This is a genomic window from Allomesorhizobium camelthorni (assembly GCF_011045125.1).
GTDB lineage: Bacteria > Pseudomonadota > Alphaproteobacteria > Rhizobiales > Rhizobiaceae > Allomesorhizobium > Allomesorhizobium camelthorni.
Genome location: NZ_JAAKZF010000056.1, coordinates 14,493 through 33,879 on the forward strand (window position 1 = coordinate 14,493; position 19,387 = coordinate 33,879).

The 19,387-nt window shown below is 59.5% G+C and carries 18 protein-coding genes; 8 read left to right on the plus strand and 10 right to left on the minus strand.

All coding sequences use genetic code 11. From position 1 onward, the window contains the following. Positions 1-45: 45 nt before the first annotated feature. Entirely contained in the window at positions 46-2,001 is a 1,956-nt protein-coding gene (locus G6N73_RS26130; protein WP_165032897.1) for an AAA family ATPase, read from the plus strand. Between the two features lie 38 nt (positions 2,002-2,039). Here the strand turns inward: G6N73_RS26130 and G6N73_RS26135 are convergent, their stop codons facing one another. Both G6N73_RS26135 and G6N73_RS26140 read right to left on the minus strand, forming a co-directional pair. After that, positions 2,040-2,222, minus strand: a complete 183-nt coding sequence (locus G6N73_RS26135) for a hypothetical protein (protein ID WP_165032898.1) — start codon at positions 2,220-2,222, stop codon at positions 2,040-2,042. Between the two features lie 28 nt (positions 2,223-2,250). Further along, positions 2,251-2,811, minus strand: coding sequence for a metallophosphoesterase (locus tag G6N73_RS26140; RefSeq protein ID WP_165032899.1), 561 nt, complete (start codon positions 2,809-2,811; stop codon positions 2,251-2,253). 648 nt (positions 2,812-3,459) lie between these two features. On the opposite strand from G6N73_RS26140, the gene G6N73_RS26145 reads away from it, so the two are divergent. The 5 genes from G6N73_RS26145 (at position 3,460) to G6N73_RS26165 (ending at position 9,535) form a co-directional block, all read left to right on the plus strand. After that, positions 3,460-5,334, plus strand: a complete 1,875-nt coding sequence (locus tag G6N73_RS26145) for a DUF4011 domain-containing protein (protein ID WP_165032900.1) — start codon at positions 3,460-3,462, stop codon at positions 5,332-5,334. 41 nt (positions 5,335-5,375) lie between these two features. Then, positions 5,376-7,115, plus strand: a complete 1,740-nt coding sequence (locus G6N73_RS26150; RefSeq protein WP_165032901.1) for a hypothetical protein — start codon at positions 5,376-5,378, stop codon at positions 7,113-7,115. Beyond that, on the plus strand, positions 7,106-8,683 hold the full coding sequence (locus tag G6N73_RS26155) for an AAA domain-containing protein (RefSeq protein ID WP_165032902.1): 1,578 nt from the start codon (positions 7,106-7,108) through the stop codon (positions 8,681-8,683). Before G6N73_RS26150 ends, G6N73_RS26155 begins: the two co-directional genes overlap by 10 nt. A gap of 17 nt (positions 8,684-8,700) precedes the next feature. Beyond that, positions 8,701-8,874, plus strand: a complete 174-nt coding sequence (locus G6N73_RS38725; protein WP_425484142.1) for a GreA/GreB family elongation factor — start codon at positions 8,701-8,703, stop codon at positions 8,872-8,874. A gap of 217 nt (positions 8,875-9,091) precedes the next feature. Beyond that, complete coding sequence (locus tag G6N73_RS26165; protein WP_246252593.1) at positions 9,092-9,535, plus strand: hypothetical protein; 444 nt, start codon at positions 9,092-9,094, stop codon at positions 9,533-9,535. 33 nt (positions 9,536-9,568) lie between these two features. Here G6N73_RS26165 and G6N73_RS26170 read toward each other — a convergent pair whose 3' ends face one another. After that, complete coding sequence (locus G6N73_RS26170) at positions 9,569-10,024, minus strand: hypothetical protein (RefSeq protein WP_165032904.1); 456 nt, start codon at positions 10,022-10,024, stop codon at positions 9,569-9,571. After that, positions 10,005-10,790, minus strand: coding sequence for a metallophosphoesterase (locus G6N73_RS26175; RefSeq protein ID WP_165032905.1), 786 nt, complete (start codon positions 10,788-10,790; stop codon positions 10,005-10,007). Before G6N73_RS26175 ends, G6N73_RS26170 begins: the two co-directional genes overlap by 20 nt. 633 nt (positions 10,791-11,423) lie before the next feature. Here G6N73_RS26175 and G6N73_RS26180 point away from each other — a divergent pair. Together G6N73_RS26180 and G6N73_RS26185 are read left to right on the plus strand one after the other, a co-directional pair. Then, a complete protein-coding gene (locus G6N73_RS26180; RefSeq protein WP_165032906.1) occupies positions 11,424-12,029 on the plus strand; it encodes a DUF4062 domain-containing protein in 606 nt (201 codons plus the stop codon). After that, a complete protein-coding gene (locus tag G6N73_RS26185; protein WP_165032907.1) occupies positions 12,026-13,411 on the plus strand; it encodes an ATP-binding protein in 1,386 nt (461 codons plus the stop codon). Before G6N73_RS26180 ends, G6N73_RS26185 begins: the two co-directional genes overlap by 4 nt. A 443-nt stretch (positions 13,412-13,854) precedes the next feature. Here the strand turns inward: G6N73_RS26185 and G6N73_RS38060 are convergent, their stop codons facing one another. The 6 genes from G6N73_RS38060 to G6N73_RS26215 all read right to left on the minus strand — a co-directional run bounded on the left by G6N73_RS38060 (position 13,855) and on the right by G6N73_RS26215 (position 17,473). Continuing rightward, positions 13,855-14,106 carry a thermonuclease family protein gene (locus tag G6N73_RS38060; RefSeq protein ID WP_165032908.1) on the minus strand — a complete coding sequence of 84 codons (252 nt, stop codon included), beginning with the start codon at positions 14,104-14,106 and terminating at the stop codon, positions 13,855-13,857. 168 nt (positions 14,107-14,274) lie between these two features. Next, positions 14,275-14,742 carry a hypothetical protein gene (locus tag G6N73_RS26195; protein ID WP_165032909.1) on the minus strand — a complete coding sequence of 156 codons (468 nt, stop codon included), beginning with the start codon at positions 14,740-14,742 and terminating at the stop codon, positions 14,275-14,277. Then, positions 14,739-14,936 carry a hypothetical protein gene (locus G6N73_RS26200; RefSeq protein WP_165032910.1) on the minus strand — a complete coding sequence of 66 codons (198 nt, stop codon included), beginning with the start codon at positions 14,934-14,936 and terminating at the stop codon, positions 14,739-14,741. Before G6N73_RS26200 ends, G6N73_RS26195 begins: the two co-directional genes overlap by 4 nt. A 2-nt stretch (positions 14,937-14,938) precedes the next feature. Next, positions 14,939-16,390, minus strand: coding sequence for an SIR2 family protein (locus G6N73_RS26205; protein ID WP_165032911.1), 1,452 nt, complete (start codon positions 16,388-16,390; stop codon positions 14,939-14,941). Positions 16,391-16,406: 16 nt separating this feature from the next. Then, positions 16,407-16,850, minus strand: a complete 444-nt coding sequence (locus G6N73_RS26210) for a TIR domain-containing protein (RefSeq protein WP_165032912.1) — start codon at positions 16,848-16,850, stop codon at positions 16,407-16,409. An 8-nt stretch (positions 16,851-16,858) separates the two neighbouring features. Then, on the minus strand, positions 16,859-17,473 hold the full coding sequence (locus tag G6N73_RS26215; protein ID WP_165032913.1) for a toll/interleukin-1 receptor domain-containing protein: 615 nt from the start codon (positions 17,471-17,473) through the stop codon (positions 16,859-16,861). Positions 17,474-19,387 lie beyond the last annotated feature (1,914 nt).

The following is a 19,387-nucleotide window of genomic DNA, read 5'->3' on the forward strand; positions in this document are numbered from 1 at the left end:
GCCGACCTGGTGCGGCAGCCACTCTCCTATCTTCGGTGACATGCTATGACCCGATTCCAATACCTGGAAGACGCCAAGCGCGAAAACGAACGCAACTTCCGCCACAAGCTTCACCAATCCTTTTCCCGCTTTCTCGCCTACTGCGGGGTCATGCGGGCATGCCGTCCTGTCCCGCAGTTCAAGCGCCAGAAGCCCGTCGTCATCGGCCTCGTGCTTCCCGAAGGGGCCGACATCGATGTCTACGAAGGCGGTGCCCGTTATGCAGCGCACGGTCCGTCTGTTCTCCATGGCGGCCATGACGGCACCGAAGTCCTGACCAGGACCGCCAATCGGAAAAAGCTGGACGACGAGGGCTTGTCCAAAGCGCTCACCGTCCAGAGGCGCGTTGTCCTGCTGGCAGAGAACTCCGCGTGCGTGCCTGAGAGCTTCCATCTCGCCGCCGACGCGGTCGGACAGGTCGGTCCCGTCCTGCCGCGCCACGTCATCGCCGGGGCGAAGCTTTGCCTCGGGCTCTCGGTGACGCCGGAACAGGCCGAGTTCATTGCCACAGTGCCGCTGGATATCGTCGCTGCGGCCCTCCGACGGGGCAGGCCTGTGACGAAGGCGATCGCGCTGATGAAGGAGGCCCTCCTGCCGAAGCTCAGGGATCTCTCCGGGCCGACGTTGGACGATCTGCACGGTCTCGGCGAGGCTGGCGACTGGGGGCGCGAACTGGCGGTCGATCTTGCGGACTGGAAAGCAGGCAAGATCGGCTGGGAAGACGTTGATCGGGGCATCCTGCTCAGCGGACCTCCCGGGACGGGCAAGACTACGTTCGCGGGCGCTCTGGCACGTACCTGCGATGTCCATCTCGTCCTCGGCTCGATCGGCCGCTGGCAGGCTAGGGGGCATTTGGGCGACCTTCTGAAGGCCATGCGTGCCGCCTTCGACGAGGCCCGCAAGAATGCGCCGTCGATCATCTTTCTGGACGAGATCGACGCGGTCGGCGACCGAGAGCGGTTCAGCGGCCACAATGCGCAGTATTCCACCGAGGTCGTCGCGGCGCTGCTTGAATGCATCGACGGGACTGAGCGCCGGGAAGGCGTAGTTGTGGTTGGCGCCTGCAACCATCCAGAAAGGCTGGATGCCGCGCTCGTCCGTGCCGGCCGTCTCGACAGGCACGTCCGCATTCCGCTCCCCGACCAGAAGGGACGAGAAGGAATCCTGCGCTGGCACCTGCAGGGCTTGCTTCCCGGCGCGGAGCTGTCAGCCATTGCGGCGAGAACGGATGGCTGGAACGGAGCCTCGCTCGAGCAGCTGGTCCGCCAAGGCAGACGCCGGGCACGCCGGGCACGGCGGGACCTGACCCTCGATGATCTGGTGGCCGAGCTTCCCGTTCGCGTGGCGATCCCCGAGGACGTCCGCCGGAGGTCGGCGCTCCATGAGGCGGGGCACGCTGTCGTTGGCCTTGTCTTGGATGCAGGGGAACTCATCGCCGCTACTCTCGCCAGCACCATCGTTCCGAACGTGGCCGGACTTCAGGATGGCGGGGGCGTGTTCTTCCGGCAGAAGCCAATGCGGGAACGCACGCGGTCGCAGCTGCTCGACGACATCTGCGTCAGGCTGGGAGGACTCGCGGCCGAGGAAGTCACCTTGGGCGACCGCTCCGCGGGAGGAGGCGGCGCGCGTGGTTCTGACCTTCACGACGCGACCCGCTCGGCGCTGACGTTCGAGGCCTCGTACGGCCTCGGCGAGGGCTTCGCTTACCTTGCTTCCGAGGACGAAGATGAGCTGTTCAGCGCCCTCCGGCTCGACCGCTGCCTGCACGCGCGCGTCGACAAGGTGCTGGCCGAGCAATTCGCCCGGGCGAAGCGCATCGTCGAGAGCCATCGTCATGAGGTCGAGCGGATCGCGGAGGCGCTGATTGCGCAGGACACGCTGTCAGCCGAAGAAGTCAGAGACCTGATGGCGCAGCAGCCTCGGCTGAGGCTGATCGACGATCCCGGGAGAAAGGCGAGTTGAGAACCGTGGATAGGCCACGGCTCGGCGCCGGGATGTTCTTATTCTTTCACCCGCTTGTCCGGCCGGGTTAGCGGAACTTCAGGATGGCCCTCTCGGACGATCATCCGCTTGGGCCTGCGCGCCGGAACGAAGCCTTCGGCCACGAGCGCCTGCCAGTACGAGGCCTTTCCGGCCTGTTCGCCATCCGTAGGGGCCGTCGGTTTGTTGTCCTTCTCCGTCATGGACGCTCCTCTCTGACGAGCAAAGGTATCATACTGCCCCCTCCGGAACACCATATCCCTTCATTTGCTGCGTCAACTCCCTGAGGGTGCGGGGCGCAAAACCCGTATCCCGGCAGTCAACGCCGACGTCGCGCGAGCGGTAATAGTTCGGCATCTCGCCGTGACAATGGCCATAAAGGTGCCAGCCACCCTTTTTGATCTTCGGCCATGTCCGGCAGGCGTAATGCGCCAGGAAGACGTGCTGCCCTCCATCCGTGATCTCGAGCTGCTGGGCCGGCGGCTGCTCCCAGTCCAAGGATGCGATGACCGGGTGAACGACGTTCGGCCTCTCGTAGTCATGGTTGCCCAACACGAGCACCTTTCGGCCCATGAGCCTCGCGAAAATCGAGCGCACGCGGTCGCGGTCGTGAAGGCCCATCGAAAAATCGCCGAGATGAAAAACCGTGTCCTCGGGTCGAACGACGGCATTCCAGGCGCGGACCAGGAATTCGTCCATTTCCACTGTGCTTGAGAAAGGCCTGGCGCAGGCTGACGTGGACAGCATCAGCGCATGCGAAAAATGGGTGTCTGCGGTGTAGCGGAAAGTCATGGGAGCGATCTCTCAAAAACGTAGCGTTGAACGGCGCGTCCGAGGGCGCGCTGGCGGCTTCACATCGTTATTCGTATTGAGAGCCTCTGCATGACCTTCATTCCGGTCCGATCACCGCACACACGTACGGACGTTCAAACTGCCGATGACAGATATCGGGATCTCCTTCCGACGTCCAGCCGTGGCCGATGTGGGCTGCAGAGTGACCGCCGCTAAGCCCGGAAAGGTGGTCGACTCTCTCAATTGCGTGGATGGGGCGTCTGGCAGGAAGGTGCCGCGGCGGTAGGCATGCCGCACGCCGGCCACCTGTTCAGCGCAAGGCGCGTGCAGCGCCCTCGTCGATTGGTGCCTTCGTCTCGATACCAGAATGTCCCTGTCTGCCACACAATCGAAGAGTGTGATTTAGCTGTGCGCGGCAAGACGAGCCGCAGAAGAACGGTTGCAGAACGAACGAAATGGGTGAAAATGCCGTTCGTTCGACCTGATCGGGTCAGGGGCGTGCGGGGGAGAAGAACTGGGGGCAATGCCTGCGAGGCGGCTACCAAGGATCACAAGCTCGATTTTCCGCATGCGTCTTGATTCATAATTTCGTGGTCAAGCGACGAAATTCCATGCGTATGGATACGCCAACAAGAACAGCGGGAATCGATGAAAAACGAAGACCTACTAGGGCTTGTTAAACAGAAGGTTGAAAATCTTAGGCCCAAGCTGCTCGACCTGAGTCGCCGAAATCCTCTGCTGGCGACCAAGCTCTCGCCCCGGTCGAACGCGCACATCCGTGCTGTCGACGAACTCCCCGAAGTTCTGTTTTACAAGTTGAACAACGGACAGACGATGCGTCTCGTCCCTCTGCCGGAAATCGATGCCGATCCGCGGGACGAAGAGACCAAGACGTTTCGCGACGCCCTCGCCAACGCCCGCATCACCGATGAGGCATATCTAGCCGAACTCGATGCGATCGAGCGGGACGCTGACGACTATCTCGATCATACCCGGGTGATCGAGCGCGCGTTGAAGGATCGTATCCGGGTGGATCTCGGTCTTCCGCCTCGGCCCCAAAAGGCCGATGTCAACCTGGCGCAACATGCGCGCAACAACGGCATCACCCCATCATACGAGCTGCCTGATCCCGAGGACGAGTCGGAGCACGACCGCCATACAGACGATGATATCCAGACCTTGCTGCTTCCAAAGGATTTGGAGCGCAAGCTTAATAACGTCACTTCCAAATGCCGCACGTGGATTCAGGAAACAGGTATCAACGTGCTGCAAGTGGCCTATGGCTTCCTGGAGTGGTCCGAGCCCAACCAGACGGACACGTCGTACGCTCCTCTGATCCTCTGCGGCGCCCAGATCGAAAAGAAGCGAACGCGGGAAGGCGTCGAGTTCCGAATTTCCGGGACGGGCGAAGAGCCCGAAGTAAATGCCGTCCTGACCGAAAAAATGCGTATCGAGTTCGGTATCGAACTGCCGCCCTTCGAGGGTGCCTCTGTCGAAGACTATCTGGCCACAGTCGCCAAGATCGCCCCGAAGCAGATTGTCTGGCGGGTACGCCGGCAGGTTGCCATTGGCGTTTTCCCTTCGGCCCGGATGGCAATGTATCACGACATCGATCCGTCAAATCCGCCCTTCCCGGACAACGAGATTGTCCGCTCGCTGCTCGGAGGGATGAACTCGGAATCGGCGCTGCCGTTCGCGGAGGAATACAACGTCGACGAGCCGGACATCGAGCGATGCGTACCTTGTGTCGTTCTCGACGCAGATTCCTCGCAGTTCAGCACCCTCGTGGATATTGCCAACGGAAAGAACCTCGCCGTCGAGGGGCCTCCCGGAACCGGGAAATCGCAGACGATCGTGAATGCGATCGCTGCCGCCCTTGCCGAGGGCAAGAAGGTCCTCTTCGTAGCAGAGAAGCTTGCGGCGCTGAATGTCGTGCGCTCCCGTCTCGAAGCGGTGGGACTTGGGGAATTCCTGTTGCCGCTGCAGGCCGAACGGTCGACGAGGGAGCAGGTCACTGGCTCGGTCAGGTCACGCGTCGAGATGCGGCGACCGGCAGCGATCCGAGATTATGATCGGCAACTCGAGGAATACAGGCGAATCCGCTCTCAGCTCGCCGAGTACATTGACCTACTGACTCTGCCGTTCGCCAGCAGCGGTCTGACCGTCCACGAGATACTCGGGAAGAGCATCGCCACGAGTCCCTGCCTGGAGGGAATGCCCGCGGAGGTGATTGCGGAAACCGACATACCGGACAGCTTTCTCAGCGTGGCTGGGATCGGGCGTTTGCGGGCGCTGGCTGTTGCAGTGGAGAAGGGAGCACAGGGCGCCGCGCAGGCGGCTTCGTACTGGAAGTCTACGGGGCTCGTGCATGCGGAACGTTTTACGGTCGAGGAGGCGTGCAATCTCGCCTTGAATTCGGCGCGTGCATACCGGGCCCTCGCCACGTTGCGGGATGGTCTCTCGGCTCACGGCATTGATCCGCGAACGGGCAATGAAACGCTCGGGACGCTGCAGCAGGCCTGAACGGACTGCTGAACTTGCCGAGCGAGCTTCCTCGAGACCTGTTGGCGCGCTTGCTGGATGGCGGAAACCTCGATCGGCTATCCGCTTTTCTTGGCGAATGTGACGCAAGCCTCGAGTCGGAACGTGAGCTGACGGAAATACTCGACGCCGAACTGTCTGGCGAAACCTTGTCGCTGGTGAAGCGCGTTGCGGGAATTTGCGCCGGCGCGTCGCTGGAGACATTGGACCTGGCGGAGCTCGAATCCGAGCTTGCCGAACGCCGCGAGACGTTGGACGGGGCGAGGGGCCTCGAGGCTGCCATGGCCCCGCTGGTTCGCGCGCGTCCGGAGGCCGCAAACTGGAAGTTCGACAGCATCGCGAAGGCTCACGGGGCGATCGCCAGTGCCGGGCGCGAAGCCCTTATGTGCAGAAACGCCGCGACTGGCGATCCAGCTGCGACGGCGATCCTGAGAAAGCTATGCTCCGAGGGGCGCGCCCTCCAGGCAACCAAGAGCGGCCTCGAAAGTCGTGTCTCGTTGAGCGTGGATGCGCCGCTTCAGACGCTGGTGCAGACGATCGCCTCGCTCAGGGCCGGCGGCATCTTCGCATTTCTCTCCGGGGAGTTTAGGCAGGCCAAGAAATTGGCCCGATCTCTGTCACTGTCAGACCGCTTCGACAAACGTGATGCCCTCGAGCGGCTCGAAGCCCTCGCATCCTATCGCAGCACCGAGCGGGAATTCGTCGAGAACCCGCAGGCAATCGCTGTGTTCGGCCTGCACTTCCGGGGCACCGGAACGGACTTCTCGCCATTCGAGCGCCTGACCAAGTTCTACGAGGTGGCGCAATCCTTGGCCGGACCGGAACATCATTCGTTGCGCACGTTCCTGCGCGACGCCGACTTCGACGATCTGGAGCTTGTGCCGCCAATACCCGGGAACGTTCCCGTGGACAGCCTCCAGACCCTGCAGCGCGACCTCGTCGTCGCTCAGAAGGAGATCGACGATCTCGCCGAAGCCCTGGACGCATTGCGGCCGTTGCTCGGGGCTTTCCGTGACCCTGCATCGTTCGATCCGAATGCGCTGCCGGAGCTTGAGGCGAGGCTGGAAGCGCTGCTGGCCGGACGAACGAAGCTCGATGGCGACAAGGCCGTTTCGAAGTTGCTCGGCGGGAAATTCCAGGGAGCGCGGACGGCGACCGCTTCGTTAGGAGAGGCATGCGCGTGGGCAAGGGAGTCGTTGCCCCATCGGGAGCAGGTGACCTCGGTCCTGAACAGGGGTCGGCCCGCAGAGGCGGCCGAGCATGCCAAGCGCGTGCTTGACGCCGCCGTCCGCGCACGAGGCCTGCTGTCCGAGCTGTGCGAGATTTCGCGCATGGATGCGCTCCACTTCACGAATGACCGTGACGAGAATGCCATCGCGACGTTCCTGGAGGGCGCGTCCGCTGATCAGGATGGGCTGTTTGCCCATGCTGCGCTGGCGACGGCGCTCGTCGAACTGAAGGGAACAGGAACGTTCCGCTCGTGGCCTATCGAATGCAGGCGGGCGTCCCTGACGGGTTGGCGGCGCAGTTCGAGGCGCTGGCAGTTCGCAAACTCGCCCGGGCGGTCTATGCCGAGTATGGTTCGACGCTTTCGCGCTATCCCGGAAATCGCCTCGACGATCTTCGGGCGGCCTTGGCTAAGCAGGACAGGGAAATCATCAAGCTTGCGCGACAGCAGTTGCGGTGGAAGGTGCACGCGGACGCGAAGCCGCCCTTCGGCAATGGCACGGGGGAGAAGTCCACTTGGACGCAGATGGCGCTGATCGATAACGAGATAAACAAGCAGCAGCGCTTCATCTCCGTCCGTGATCTAACCCAGCGCGCCGGCCGCGCGCTCCTTGAACTGAAGCCGTGCTGGATGATGTCGCCGCTGGCGGTGGCGCAGTATGTGCCAAAGAATGCTATCACCTTCGACCTGTGCATAATCGACGAGGCATCCCAGATGCCTCCGGAGGCATCGATAGGTGCCCTGCTTCGCTGCAAGCAGACGGTTGTTGTGGGAGACACCAACCAGCTACCTCCGAGCAGCTTCTTCAAGAAAATGATCGACGATGAGGAGGCGGACGAGGACGAGAACGTCCTGAACGAGTCGATCCTCGAAATGGCGAACGCTACCTTCCGCCCGGCAAGACGCCTGCGATGGCACTATCGCTCGCGCCACTCGGCGCTCATCAAGTTTTCCAATCGCCTTGTCTACGAAGACAATCTCATCGTCTTTCCCTCGGCGACTGAATCCATGGCGCGGATGGGTGTCGAATTCAGGGCAGTTGACGGCCTCTATAAGGCGGGAACGAACCCGATCGAAGCCCGGACCATTGTCGACGCCGCGCTCGACTTCATGCGCACCGATCCGGACCGTTCCCTCGGCATCGTCACTCTCAACCAGAAGCAGCGTGACCTGATCAACGAGGAATTTGAGTACGCTCTCGGTCGCGACCGTCACGCGCTGGCGTACGTCGAGGCTTGGAAGGAGAAGCATGACGGTTTGGAAGAGTTCTTCATCAAGAACCTCGAAAACGTGCAAGGCGACGAACGTGACGTGATGTTCATCGGCACCGTGTACGGGCCGGAGGCAAGGGGCGCGCGGACTGCCCAACAGTTCGGTCCCATCAACGGCCTCGCCGGAAAGCGCCGCCTGAACGTGCTCTTTTCCCGCGCCAAGGAGAAGATCGTGACATTCTCCTCCATGACGGCTGCCGACATCGTAGCCGAGGAAACGGGCAATGCGGGCGCCTACATGCTGAAGCGCTGGCTGGAATACTGCGCTAGCGGCGTGCTCGACGGCGGCTTGGAAACACAACGCGAAGCCGACTCAGAATTTGAAGTGTTCGTAATGGATCAGATACGAGGCATGGGCTACGTGCCTGTGCCCCAAGTCGGCGTTGCTGGATATTTTGTCGATATCGGCATCCGACATCCCGATTGGCCGCATGGCTTTGTGTTGGGGGTCGAGTGCGACGGTGCAAGCTATCACTCGGCCAAATCCGCACGTGACCGCGACCGTCTTCGTCAGGAAGTGCTCGAAGGCCTAGGTTGGCGATTCCACCGCATCTGGTCGACCGACTGGTTCAACAACCCGCGTCGAGAGGCCGAACGCGTGCGCGCGGTTCTTTCGGCTCGAATGGAGGAACTGAAGGCGCGCGAAGCCGAGTTCGCTGTACAGCCCGCCCGTCCGGAGCCATCGCCCGTCATCGAGCTGACCGAGCCTTTGCCGGAACCTGCACCATCGCTGTTCGATCAAATTGGGCCAGAGATCCTGCTCTGCCGATCGCCAAGCCCACCAATGATCGTGCCGTTGCGATCGGCGATACTGTCCGCGTCCGCTATCTGAACGGCGACTGCAAGATACTGCGGCTCACCATCAGCAAGTCAAAGAGCGATCTCGGCAGCGGGCTCGTGCATTTCGACGCGCCCATCGCCAAGGCGTTGCTTGGCGCAGAGGAAGGCGATGAGGTTGAGGTGCTGACCGGCCCATACGTGCGGCCTGCCGTGGTCGAGAGCATCACGAAGAATGGGACGTAACCGGGCCAGAGGATCTATTCCGGCGTCGGCGGACCGCTGCCCGGTTGTTACGGTGGCGGTGAAGGAAGACTGAGCGCCTCCTGACGGGCCCCCGTCAGGAAGATTGTGCGACACTCCCTATGGCTGCCGGGCAACGAAAGGCCTTACGGCTATGACGCTTTCTCCGTTTCTCACTGCTCTCGGATCCGCAGGTCCCCCAGCCGATCGAGCGAAAGACATGAACCTGTATGCGTGGTTGGTCGGAAGTTGGGAAGTGAAGACGGTCCGCCACCTCGACGATGGCACAACCCAGAAATCGGATGGAGAGATCCATTTTGGCTGGGTGCTCGAGGGCCGCGCGATACAGGACATCTGGATCCGACCTAAACGCCCTGCGCCATCCACGATGTATGGCACGACATTGCGCATCTTCGACGCAGGGATCGGTGCCTGGCACATCATCTGGGCCGACCCGCTCAACCAGGATTTTTCGCGTCAGATCGGGCGGTCCGAGGGTGAGGACATTGTCCAGATCGGCGATGACTCGCGCGGTCTGCAAACTCGATGGCGTTTCACCGAGATTACTGCCAACAGCTTTCATTGGATCGGCGAGGAAAGGTCTTCCGAGAGCGATCCCTGGCAAATCACGTACGAACATTTTGCCCGCCGAACGAATTCCTGATGCCAGCCACGGTGATCTGGTCGACGATCTAACCTAGCCAGCCATCCCGCTCTCCTCCTGGACTATCACCAGATCGTCGAGTCCTTCGTCGTATTCACAGGCGACACCGTTTAACCGCACCACACCGTAATCCGGCGGCAGCGGGGGCGCCCCATCGGCGTGGGTTTCACACCCAACGTAAAGCCAATTATGTTTGTCCCGAAGACTGCCCGGTTTCCCGCAGGTCTCGCAGTATCCATAGGAGCGCGCGTCAGCGAGAATCTCGGCTTTGTCGAGCGCAAGCTGGACATCGTTAGTCACGGTGCCTTCCAGCATCGCATCAATTCTCAGGCTTCCGTACTTCTGATAAACGCGGCCGAGGCGCAGGCTTGCATTTTGCGGCAGCGCCCGTCCTACCTCGTCGAAATACTTGTCCAGGACCTCTTCCCAGCCCGGGCCGCACTCGAAGTGCTGTCGCTCGGGAATGAGATCAGGATACTTCGTCTTCAAGTGAGGGAAGTCTGTCACGGGCAAGCCTTTCACATGTAATGTTGACGCGGCCGTCGGCAAGGGTAGCAAACAGGAGGTGAAGGTTCCGTTCATCTGCCGACACCGCGAGACAGGTTAGCCGACCAGAAGCATAGGCGCGGGTGTCGATGCCGATCCGCCAGCGCTTAAATTCCGGCAGGTGGTTCTTAGTCGGCGTATGCCCGTGGACGAACACGTGAGGGAGCCGGCTGTCGTACTCCAGGAACCTGTCTCGGATCATCATCAGGTCATTCGGATCCTGATCAGGCATCGCGCGAGAGGGGTCAATCCCAGCATGGACGTAGGCGAATCGCTGGTCCGCGACGATGGGCAGCGAGTTCCGCAGCGCCTGCACGTGACGTGGGAACTCGGCCCTGAACCTGGCCGCGGCTTCGGCGATGTCGTCTACGGCGAGGAGACCATATGATTCTAGCGTATCGTAGCCTCCGAGGCGTAGCAGCCACGTAGTGAATCTGGTCTCGTCGACGACTTCTGCTGTCATGAAGTCCATGAAGTACGCGTCGTGGTTTCCCCGGATCAACTGGGACTTAGGCCATCTCTCCAACGTGTCGCAAACAAGGTTCAGTGCCTGTCGGCTCGCTGGTCCGCGATCGACAATGTCGCCTAGAAAGAGCACGCGGGCGTCGGAGCCGGATGTCTCCGCCTCGATGGATATCGCGGCAAGCAACGGTTCGAGGAGGTCGGCTCGGCCGTGGACGTCGCCGATGGCGTAGGTGGTGTATGGCATCGCGAGTCCTTTCGGACGGACGCCTAGCGGGAGGTCGTTGGCTTTCCCTTAAGCGGGGTTAAACAAGGCCTTTGAAACCAAGTGTTTATGTTCTCGACGCATGGTGCGGTTGGAAGAACTGGGGAGAGCCATGGACATTGAGGCACGCAGACGACTAATGGCCGAAGCCGGCGAGCGGATGGATCGCAGGTCGGAGGCTACCGATGAGTATCTTCGACAACGCCGTGAGGCGACGATCAACGCAGCGGTAGAGGACACGGGTAAATCGATGTCCGTGGCAGACGCCTTAGCCTTGCTCCGTTCCGTCGGCCCACTGACGGAGCGTGAACGTAGATAGCACCTCACTCTACCAATGCGGAGATTTCCGCGATCGCTGGCGGGCTACGCGGCCTCAGCAACTTCTGCGGCCGTACGCGCCCATGGTCCTCGTACCCGCGGGCTTATTCGCAACGCAGGCGGCCGTTGCTCCCGTTCCGTCGCCTTCTCGCGGGAGCTCTCTCACGGCAAAGCTCAAGCTGGCCTTGCGAAGGCATGATCGATCGCGCAGTTTAGGCGGTCTTTTAAGGGGGGCGGGGTCGAGTCGGCCCGAACCATGGACCGATGGCCACTGCATACAAGAAGCCGCCAATCATAATGATTTCCTCGACCGTTTATGGCATCGAGGAGTTGCTTGACCGTGTCTATGCCGTGCTAACCCGGTTTGGTTACGATGTCTGGAGCTCGCATGCCGGAACGATGCCGGCCTTCTCTAACCTCAGCGCTTTCGAGAACTGCATCAAGGCGGTCGAAGAGTGCGACCTGTTCTTTGGATTGATCACGCCTCAATATGGCTCGGGTGTCGCCAAGGGGGATATTTCCATAACCCACCAGGAACTGGTGAAGGCGATTGAGCTCAACAAACCTCGCTGGCTGCTCGCCCATGACCATGTCGTATTCGCTCGGATGCTGCTCAGGCAACTCGGCCATAAGACGGTGCAGGATCGCGCGAAGGTGAACCTACAGTCGTCCGCGATTCTCGACGACCTTCGAGTAATCGACATGTACGAGGCGGCAATTCGGAACGAAATCCATTTCCAAGATCGCAAGGGCAACTGGGTCCAGAAGTTCGTCAGCGAAGAGGACGCGCTACGCTACGCCACGGCGCAATTCTATCGATTCCAAGAGGTGGAGCGTTTTCTCGAAGAGCAACTCGCCGATCCCACCCTGGTGATGCGGCGCGTACATGAGGACCGTGCATGATCTCGGCCGACATCCGCAAGCAGATCAAAGCCGGAGAGAACGCTGGCACGGCCTTCGTCGCCGATCCCGGAGATTTGGACGCCATCGCGGCTGCTGTTTGCAGCTTCCTGAACGGGCGCGGCGGTGTCGTGTTCGTCGGGGTCACGCCCGATGGCGAGATTGTCGGTGTCGGGGCGAACCCCGATAGCGAGCGACGACATCTCGAGACGCGTCTTCAGGAAATGATCTCACCCAAGGCGCTGTTCACTCTCAGCATCGACACGGAGGATGATCGTCCGATCGTCTCGATCGAGGCACCGCAGGGACGCGATGTGCCATATGTCGTCAACGGCCGTGTCTTCGTCCGTAGGGGCAAACGCACCATGGTGGCCGATCCGGCCGAACTGCGCCAGATAATCCAAGGGCGGTCGGTGGAACCCGATCGGTGGGAGCGCCGCCCATCCCTTGGCCTCTCTGAGGACGATCTGGACCAATCCGAGATTGATGCCACCATCAGAGAGGCGAGGGAGTCGGAGCGTTTCAAATTTGAGGATAAATCTGGTCTACGCGGTACCTTGCGTCAGCTTGGTTTGGTGGTATCCGGCGGTCTAACTAATGCCTGCGATGTTCTCTTCGCCAACCGTCCCCCCACGCGCCATCCGCAATGCCGAGTGCGCTTTATCCAGTTTGAAACCGACAAAGCGGGGTCGGCCTATCTCGATGACCACTGGGTCGACGGACCTTTGGTCCAAGTCTATTGGGAGATCATTGAGCGGGTCGGCGCGCATGTCCGCGTGCAGGCCTATTTCGCGCCAAGCGAGCATACCCGTCGCGATCGTGTCAATTATTCAATCGAGGCCCTGCGCGAAGGCTTAGTCAATGCGCTGGCTCACCGTGATTATGCAAGTTTTTCCGGAGGTGTTTCAGTCTCGATCTACCCTGATCGGATCGAGATGTGGAACTCGGGCCGGCTGCCGAGGGAAATAAAGGTCGGAGACCTTCGGAAGCCCCACCCGTCGATCCCAACCAATCCCGACATCGCGCATGTTATCTATCTGCGTCGTTTGATGGAACGTGTCGGACGCGGCACGCAGAAGATCATTGCTGCTTGCGAGGAACTGGGCGCTCAGCCCCCCAAGTGGCAGGACAGCGCAAGCGGCGTGACCCTCACCATCTATTCTGCGGGTGCGGCCGAAGGTGCGCGGCTCAATCCGCGCCAGGCGCACCTCATGGAGCGGCTCCGTCCGGGAGACATGCTTCGCCTTGGCGACTATTTGCAGGATCAGCAGATCTCTGAACGTCAGGCGCGTCGAGACTTATCCGAGTTGGAGGAGGCTGGGTTCCTAGTTCGGTCAGGGCGAGCTCGGGCGACGGTATACCAACGAACCGAACGGACCGTTTGAGAATCCGGCCAAATCCGGCCACAAATCGTGCGGTCCGTGCGGTCTGGACGAGATGGCGAATTCTGAGCAAGCTCTTGTTGTTAGGTAATTTTTTTTGTGAACATCGAAACCTTCGTCGTGAGTATCCGGCCAAATCCGGCCAAATCCGGTCATCGTTCCTTCAACCGAGGACCGCACGCTGGCCGGCAGCCGGCGGCGTTCTGTCGAAGGTTGCGGAAGGGCGCGGAAGACCGTGTCTTGCTCGTGTGTCATCTTTGTTAGCACGAGTGGATCATGAATGTGATGTGAAAACACGGAAGCTGAGGCGGCGAGTTGGGATGCGGGCAGGTAGTGACGACTCTCGCCCCGGGGCGCATCTGCGGGTGCGAACGAATGCCTCATCCGACAGCCCTTCAAGAATCCTCGCGCTCCCTATGCTGATGCAGTTCCTGCTAGGGACGCCTTCAGGAACTCGTCGACGGCCTCCACTCCGCCGCCCTCGCGCCGCATCGGTACGTCGCGCCGTTTCCGTCCTTGCAGGTCTGCGTCGCTTCGGGCGCGTCGATGCCGTTGAAGCGGACGCGTTCTCCGTGGATTTCGATGGTGTCGCCGTCGATGACGGAGGCGTGGCCGACCAGGGAGGACGGGTTCGAGGCAGTGGCCTTGGCAGCCGGGAAGCCGGGACTATAGGTCGGACGCGTAATAGCCGACGACAACCGCGCCTACCATGGCAATAGGCACCCACGGCACCCCAGCTTCCTCAGTCTACCAGATCGCCAAGGCTTGAAGCGGACTACCTTGCCCAAACCGACCCCATGTAGCCTGAGCCGCGTCTTTGAGTGCAAGCGGCTGGTTCGGAGACAGGCTAAACGAATACGGGTTCCTTATGCGTTAATTTCCAGCATTCTTGTTTGGCGTTCGATCGGCGTGCGGTGTCTGCGGCAAAACAGACGAATTTCCAGGAAGGTGTCGGGCGAGGTTACGGCCTTTTCGAACGCATCTTTCGAAGCGTTATTGGACTGGAGGATCGCGAGATCGTTTACGAGGCGGTCCTTAGCAATGGTTCTGGTCACCTTGTTCAGGAGCTTATTGTTGATCGCTGCCGCCAACGTCTCCAGCAAGTTCAAGTAGGAGTTCAGGCATTTTCTGAATTCCTCTGCATTGCTCAGGGATTGAGCCAAGCGACTTTCGGCATCGCCGATCTCCCGCAGCACCATAAAAAGCGACGACAAGTCGTTGGACCTCGCATTCGCGCGGAGCGAAATCGCCGTTGCAATCAGGCCGATGGCCGCGAGAACGCCTGCGGCAATCGTGGCAATGTCGCTCCAGTACCCGACGACCGCATCATTCACTTCCGGCGTTCTCCGCCCATGTTTCCATGAGAAGCAGAGGCCTGTTTGCCCGAGCCCGTCGTGGGCTTCGGAGCCGCTTGAAGAACATTCTGCAGGTTCGAGGAAGAGATGCCTCTTTTTTCAAGATCGGCCCCAGTCTTGACCTGCTTGTCGCTCAGGCCACTGCCTTGGCCCCCGCTCTTGAGATTCTTCATCGTTAGATTCCTTTCTCCTTGATCCATTTCAAAATCTCCCCGACCGCGTCGACTATCTGTTTGGATGTTGCGTCCACGTCATTGAGGACATCAAACGCGCGTCGGGGCATACGGCCGAAGAAGGCAGCGTAGTCAGCATTGACCGCGGCCCATATCTCCTGCGCGGCTCCGCCTGTTGCTCCGATGGGAATGGGCGTTCGACCAAGCGTCTTAAGCATCTCGTATTCCGAAATGACGCCAGCAGCCGCTACTGTACGGCCTTCCTCGATCTTGACCCCGCCGATGAAGATGCAGGAACCAGCCTGCCGAACAAGATCCTCACGATAGCGACGATAAAACTCCTGCCGTTCCTGACCTTCAGGAATCATTTGCGGGAAGGGCCGCAGGAAGAGGTGTCGTTCGAGGTTTGGGGTAGTATCCCTGTAGAGTTCCTCCAGCGCCCCGGACAAGATCGCGCTGCCCACAACGAGTCCAAAGCCTGAAACGATCCGATATCGGTCACGGGCGAGCATTTCGCCGATACCGCGTGCGACGGCCTCGGTCCGCTTTCTTCCCTCGGTGCCCCCGGAAGGGAGTTCTTCCGGATAGCTTCCTGACACCATGACGCTGGATGAGGCAAGCCGGTGCTCGACGGCTTTCATCAGTTCGTCCAACTCGCTCCAGCCATCCACCTCGACACAGTGAATGCCATAGTTTTCCAGGTCCTCCACCCAGAGCTTGTGGCGACGCTCGGCATATTCGAACCGTTCCTTGGAACCGCGTCCGGCAAAGTCTCGGCGCTGGGGTCGCTTCACCACCGCATAGTGCTCTGGCGGGGTGTCGCCGAACGCCTCTCTGATCAAGGTGAACAGCTGGGCGAGGTTCGGGTCGGTGAATGAAAACCCTAGGAAGAGCATTCGTCGCGAAACGAGATGACTATGCAGGAGATTGAGGAATTCGCCCCGTTCGCGTCGATATCCCTCGTAATCCCCCTTCGCTATCACGACATCGGCCGGATTTTTGACCGTGCCGTGCATCTTGTATAGCTGCGCATGTGCTGCTGGGTTGTTAAGGACCAAGTGCTGCTTGTCCGTATTTACCTCCATCAACAGCCGTTGTTCTCTCCAAGCCCGTTCAAGGAGTTCGTCGTAGTTTGTGGTCCAGACGTGCTTTAGCGGAAGCCTCGCGAGCGTGTGTAGGATGTCGGGGATGGGCTTTTCCGTGCCAATCTCCTTCGTAATTAGCTTCGCGAGGCTGGTACGCTTTTTCCCCGCTCTGTTCAGAAAGTATTGAACTACGCCAGGAAGGTCGGTTTCCTGGTCGACGTCGAGACCAATTTCCTCCGCTAGCTCCTGCACGAGCGTCTTCCAGCTCGGATATCCGGCGCTAATCGACACTCCGGCGCCGACGAACAGCCCTGCAGTGTCGTTGCTCAGGGCCTCCACGTATGCCTCGATGAATTTCTCTCGACGCATTAGGTAGGGTTTCCGTTCATCCGCGACCCGTCACCATCCGTTCGATCTGCCGACCCAAATCATCTGCCGTCGTGAAATTGATGACAGGGGCCCGAAAGCTCGTCAGGAGCGCTGGTATGGCACCTGCCGTATCGGAGTTGCCATACTGATCGCGGAGGTGATGAATGCGGACGCCAAGCAACGCGTTGCCTCGCGCGGCTGACTGCTCGATCTCGTAGCCAACATACTTGCGGGAGGCGGTCTGCGCACCGATGCAGACCACTGTCACAGAAGTGCGCTCCAATCCCTTGTCGATCAAGCGCTTGATCGCGGCGTCGCCCTGACGTTTCACCTCCTCCCACAGTGATGCATCGTGCCACCCTGCGGCGGCAGCGCCGTCGATGATGTTGCTATTGCGGACGATGTTCACGCGCCAGATATCGCGCTGATAATGGAAGCTGAAAAAAGTGCGGTATGCCATCGGTACTCCTATCGAATGTAAGACAAGGGATCTCGAGACGAGGCGGCCCACACCTTCAGCGGAAATGAAGTCGCAAGCGCGTATATGCGGCCAGGTGTCATGATCCGGCGCAGCAGTTCTGGGGTCGCCGACACCTTGAGCTTTTGCATCGAGTCGATTTCGACAACCGGGTAAAGACCAAGAAACTCACGCCCTCGGTATGGATCAGTTGCGTCACGGACGACAGGGAGAACACCGACCTTGCCCTTTGCCGCATCGAACCAGCCCAGTTCCCAGCACATCCACTTGGATTGATCGGCGTTGTGGGTGTCCAGGAATAGGAGGGAATCGCTCCGAAGCAGCTTTTGCCGAATATAGTGGGCATTGTCTGGGGTTACGTTCGCGCGGTCCGTGTCGGGGGCTTCGATCCAGTCGCAGAAAACCGTAAGACCGAGGTCTTCGGTGAGGATAGCGTAGACCCCGTAAACGATCTCCCGATCCTTGATCGTTTGTGACAAGAACACATCGTACCGCTCCTTGTCAGTCCTCGCCACGCGCCGGAGGGCCGTCTCGACCGTTAAGCCTTTAGACCGCGCTCGCGCTGTTGCTCGTTGCCGAACGTAGTTTTCTGTCAGAAATGCCAAGCCCCGCCTCCTTCAGAATCTTGTTTATTCCTTCCGCCAAACCCGGGCGCATTCCGCACCCGGGTTTGGGATGGCATTTCAGAGGGTCTCCTGGTCGACCGCGGTTGGCAACGGTAGAAAGGTGACAGTTGACTCAGCGCTTGCTGTCAGGAGTCACCTTGACCGGAACCCAGGTGGAATTCGGCTTTGTGGTAGGAGGCAGAGGTTTGTGGTCGGCGACGGCCGCGAAGTTCGGTTGCTTTCCGCCCCGCGGCCCTACCTGTTGAAATATTCCGCCCCGATTCCCAGTGTTCGTACCGGGTTTCTTGCCCATTTTCGTTCTCCGTTGAAGAGGTGACAGGCCTGTTCCGGCACCTCGGCGTCTAATGACAGTTCTTAAATGCCCTTGGAGACATCCATTGGGTCTCAGAGACACTTCTGCGTGCCGTTTCCACCCAGGTCGTAGTGTTGGAATTTCATCGGATTACCCGCTTCTGAACGGTCTTTGGGTCAGCCCCGAAATACAAGAGCACCGCCTGTTCGGGTCGGGTGCTCTTGTGTCTTTGCGGCTGATTTTTCAGGTTAGCCAACTTCGTGTGTCGAACGAGCCATCTATCATGACGTAGAGCCAGATACGGTGACGCGTCAGGAGCGGTGCTGGTGGCGTGAGACCCAAAGTTCTGATCTGGCCCCTCCGCAACCCATTGGAATCCTGGACGAATTTTGGACACTATTTTTCAGGGACGCAAAGTTTTGTCTCTGAGGGACCCAAAGTTCCGTCCAAATTGTATAGGACATCAATTCAGAAACGAAACGGGCAGCTTCAGGACTTGGGGGCGACCGGGATAGCGTAACGGTCCAGTACGGAAGAAGCGGCGACTGGGTCCTCCGCATTCCCGATATAGTCCAAAAAATCCTGCAAGAATTCCGGATCGCGAGTTTGCAAAAACGCAATATGCGTCTGTGAGAGGTGTATGCTCTTTCGAACGGATTGAGTGAGAATTGCGTTTACGAGTGCATCTCTAGCACCTCTCTCGTATGCACGCTCCAACACACTCTTTATGATGAGCGAATCTTCAGCATCGACAGCAAACATATTCGAACCTCATACGTCCAATTTCTCGAGTTTCATTTTGCGTTTCCTTGGACAAGCCTGCCATCGATTTACCTATTGCGGCTATCTCATGCATTTGATAAGAACGAACCCGAAGTTACTTTCCATTAAGTGTTAATATCCATTAACTATTCATTCAGAATTGTTTCGCTTAAGTGCGTCATGATTGCGACTCTGTACTTGATCGAAACATTGGCTTTTAAGAACAGAACTTTGGGTCTCCCACCAAATTCTTGGTGTGAGACCCAAAGTTCTGATCTGGCCCCCCTGCAAACAATTGGAATCATTGTAATATTTGGATCCCTATTTTTCAGGGACGCAAAGTTCTGTTCCTGAGGGACCCAAAGTTTCGTCCAAATTGTAAAACGCCCAAAAACTGGCTGTGCTGCCGGCGTTTCTGCCTTGCTTTGAACAGCCCGATGATCCTCTTTTGGGAGGATCTCATGAGGTCGAATTTTAGGTCGGAAATCGGCCGTGTGTCGCGGGACAGGGTTACTTGCGTCATCGAGGACGAAGGGCGGTTTGGACGAACCTATTACAACGGTCGGCAACCTCACCGGGTCAGGCTGACCGTTCAGTCCGCCAAGCACTTCTATGTTTTAAACGGAGTTGTCCCACTCGACGACGCCTGGAGATTTGCTACGACCTCACCAAAACCGACGGCTGACAATCATGCGGTCAGGGCAAGGATTCGGTCACACAAAATCTGGCTAGAGGAAGACCAGGCTGCTCTGACGGGCAACCCGTTCCTGCTGAATTGGTACATCGTGGCTGAGCACGTGCCAGTCTCGTCGCTTCTCGTTGAGGGCGGTGTTTACAGG

Coding starts and splice junctions, on each gene's coding strand:
- G6N73_RS26130 (WP_165032897.1), top strand. CDS start 46: ATGACCCGATTCCAATACCTGGAAGACGCCAAGCGCGAAAACGAACGC.
- G6N73_RS26135 (WP_165032898.1), bottom strand. CDS start 2,222: ATGACGGAGAAGGACAACAAACCGACGGCCCCTACGGATGGCGAACAG.
- G6N73_RS26140 (WP_165032899.1), bottom strand. CDS start 2,811: ATGACTTTCCGCTACACCGCAGACACCCATTTTTCGCATGCGCTGATG.
- G6N73_RS26145 (WP_165032900.1), top strand. CDS start 3,460: ATGAAAAACGAAGACCTACTAGGGCTTGTTAAACAGAAGGTTGAAAAT.
- G6N73_RS26155 (WP_165032902.1), top strand. CDS start 7,106: ATGGCGCTGATCGATAACGAGATAAACAAGCAGCAGCGCTTCATCTCC.
- G6N73_RS26165 (WP_246252593.1), top strand. CDS start 9,092: ATGAACCTGTATGCGTGGTTGGTCGGAAGTTGGGAAGTGAAGACGGTC.
- G6N73_RS26175 (WP_165032905.1), bottom strand. CDS start 10,790: ATGCCATACACCACCTACGCCATCGGCGACGTCCACGGCCGAGCCGAC.
- G6N73_RS26180 (WP_165032906.1), top strand. CDS start 11,424: ATGATTTCCTCGACCGTTTATGGCATCGAGGAGTTGCTTGACCGTGTC.
- G6N73_RS26185 (WP_165032907.1), top strand. CDS start 12,026: ATGATCTCGGCCGACATCCGCAAGCAGATCAAAGCCGGAGAGAACGCT.
- G6N73_RS26200 (WP_165032910.1), bottom strand. CDS start 14,936: ATGAAGAATCTCAAGAGCGGGGGCCAAGGCAGTGGCCTGAGCGACAAG.
- G6N73_RS26205 (WP_165032911.1), bottom strand. CDS start 16,390: ATGCGTCGAGAGAAATTCATCGAGGCATACGTGGAGGCCCTGAGCAAC.
- G6N73_RS26210 (WP_165032912.1), bottom strand. CDS start 16,850: ATGGCATACCGCACTTTTTTCAGCTTCCATTATCAGCGCGATATCTGG.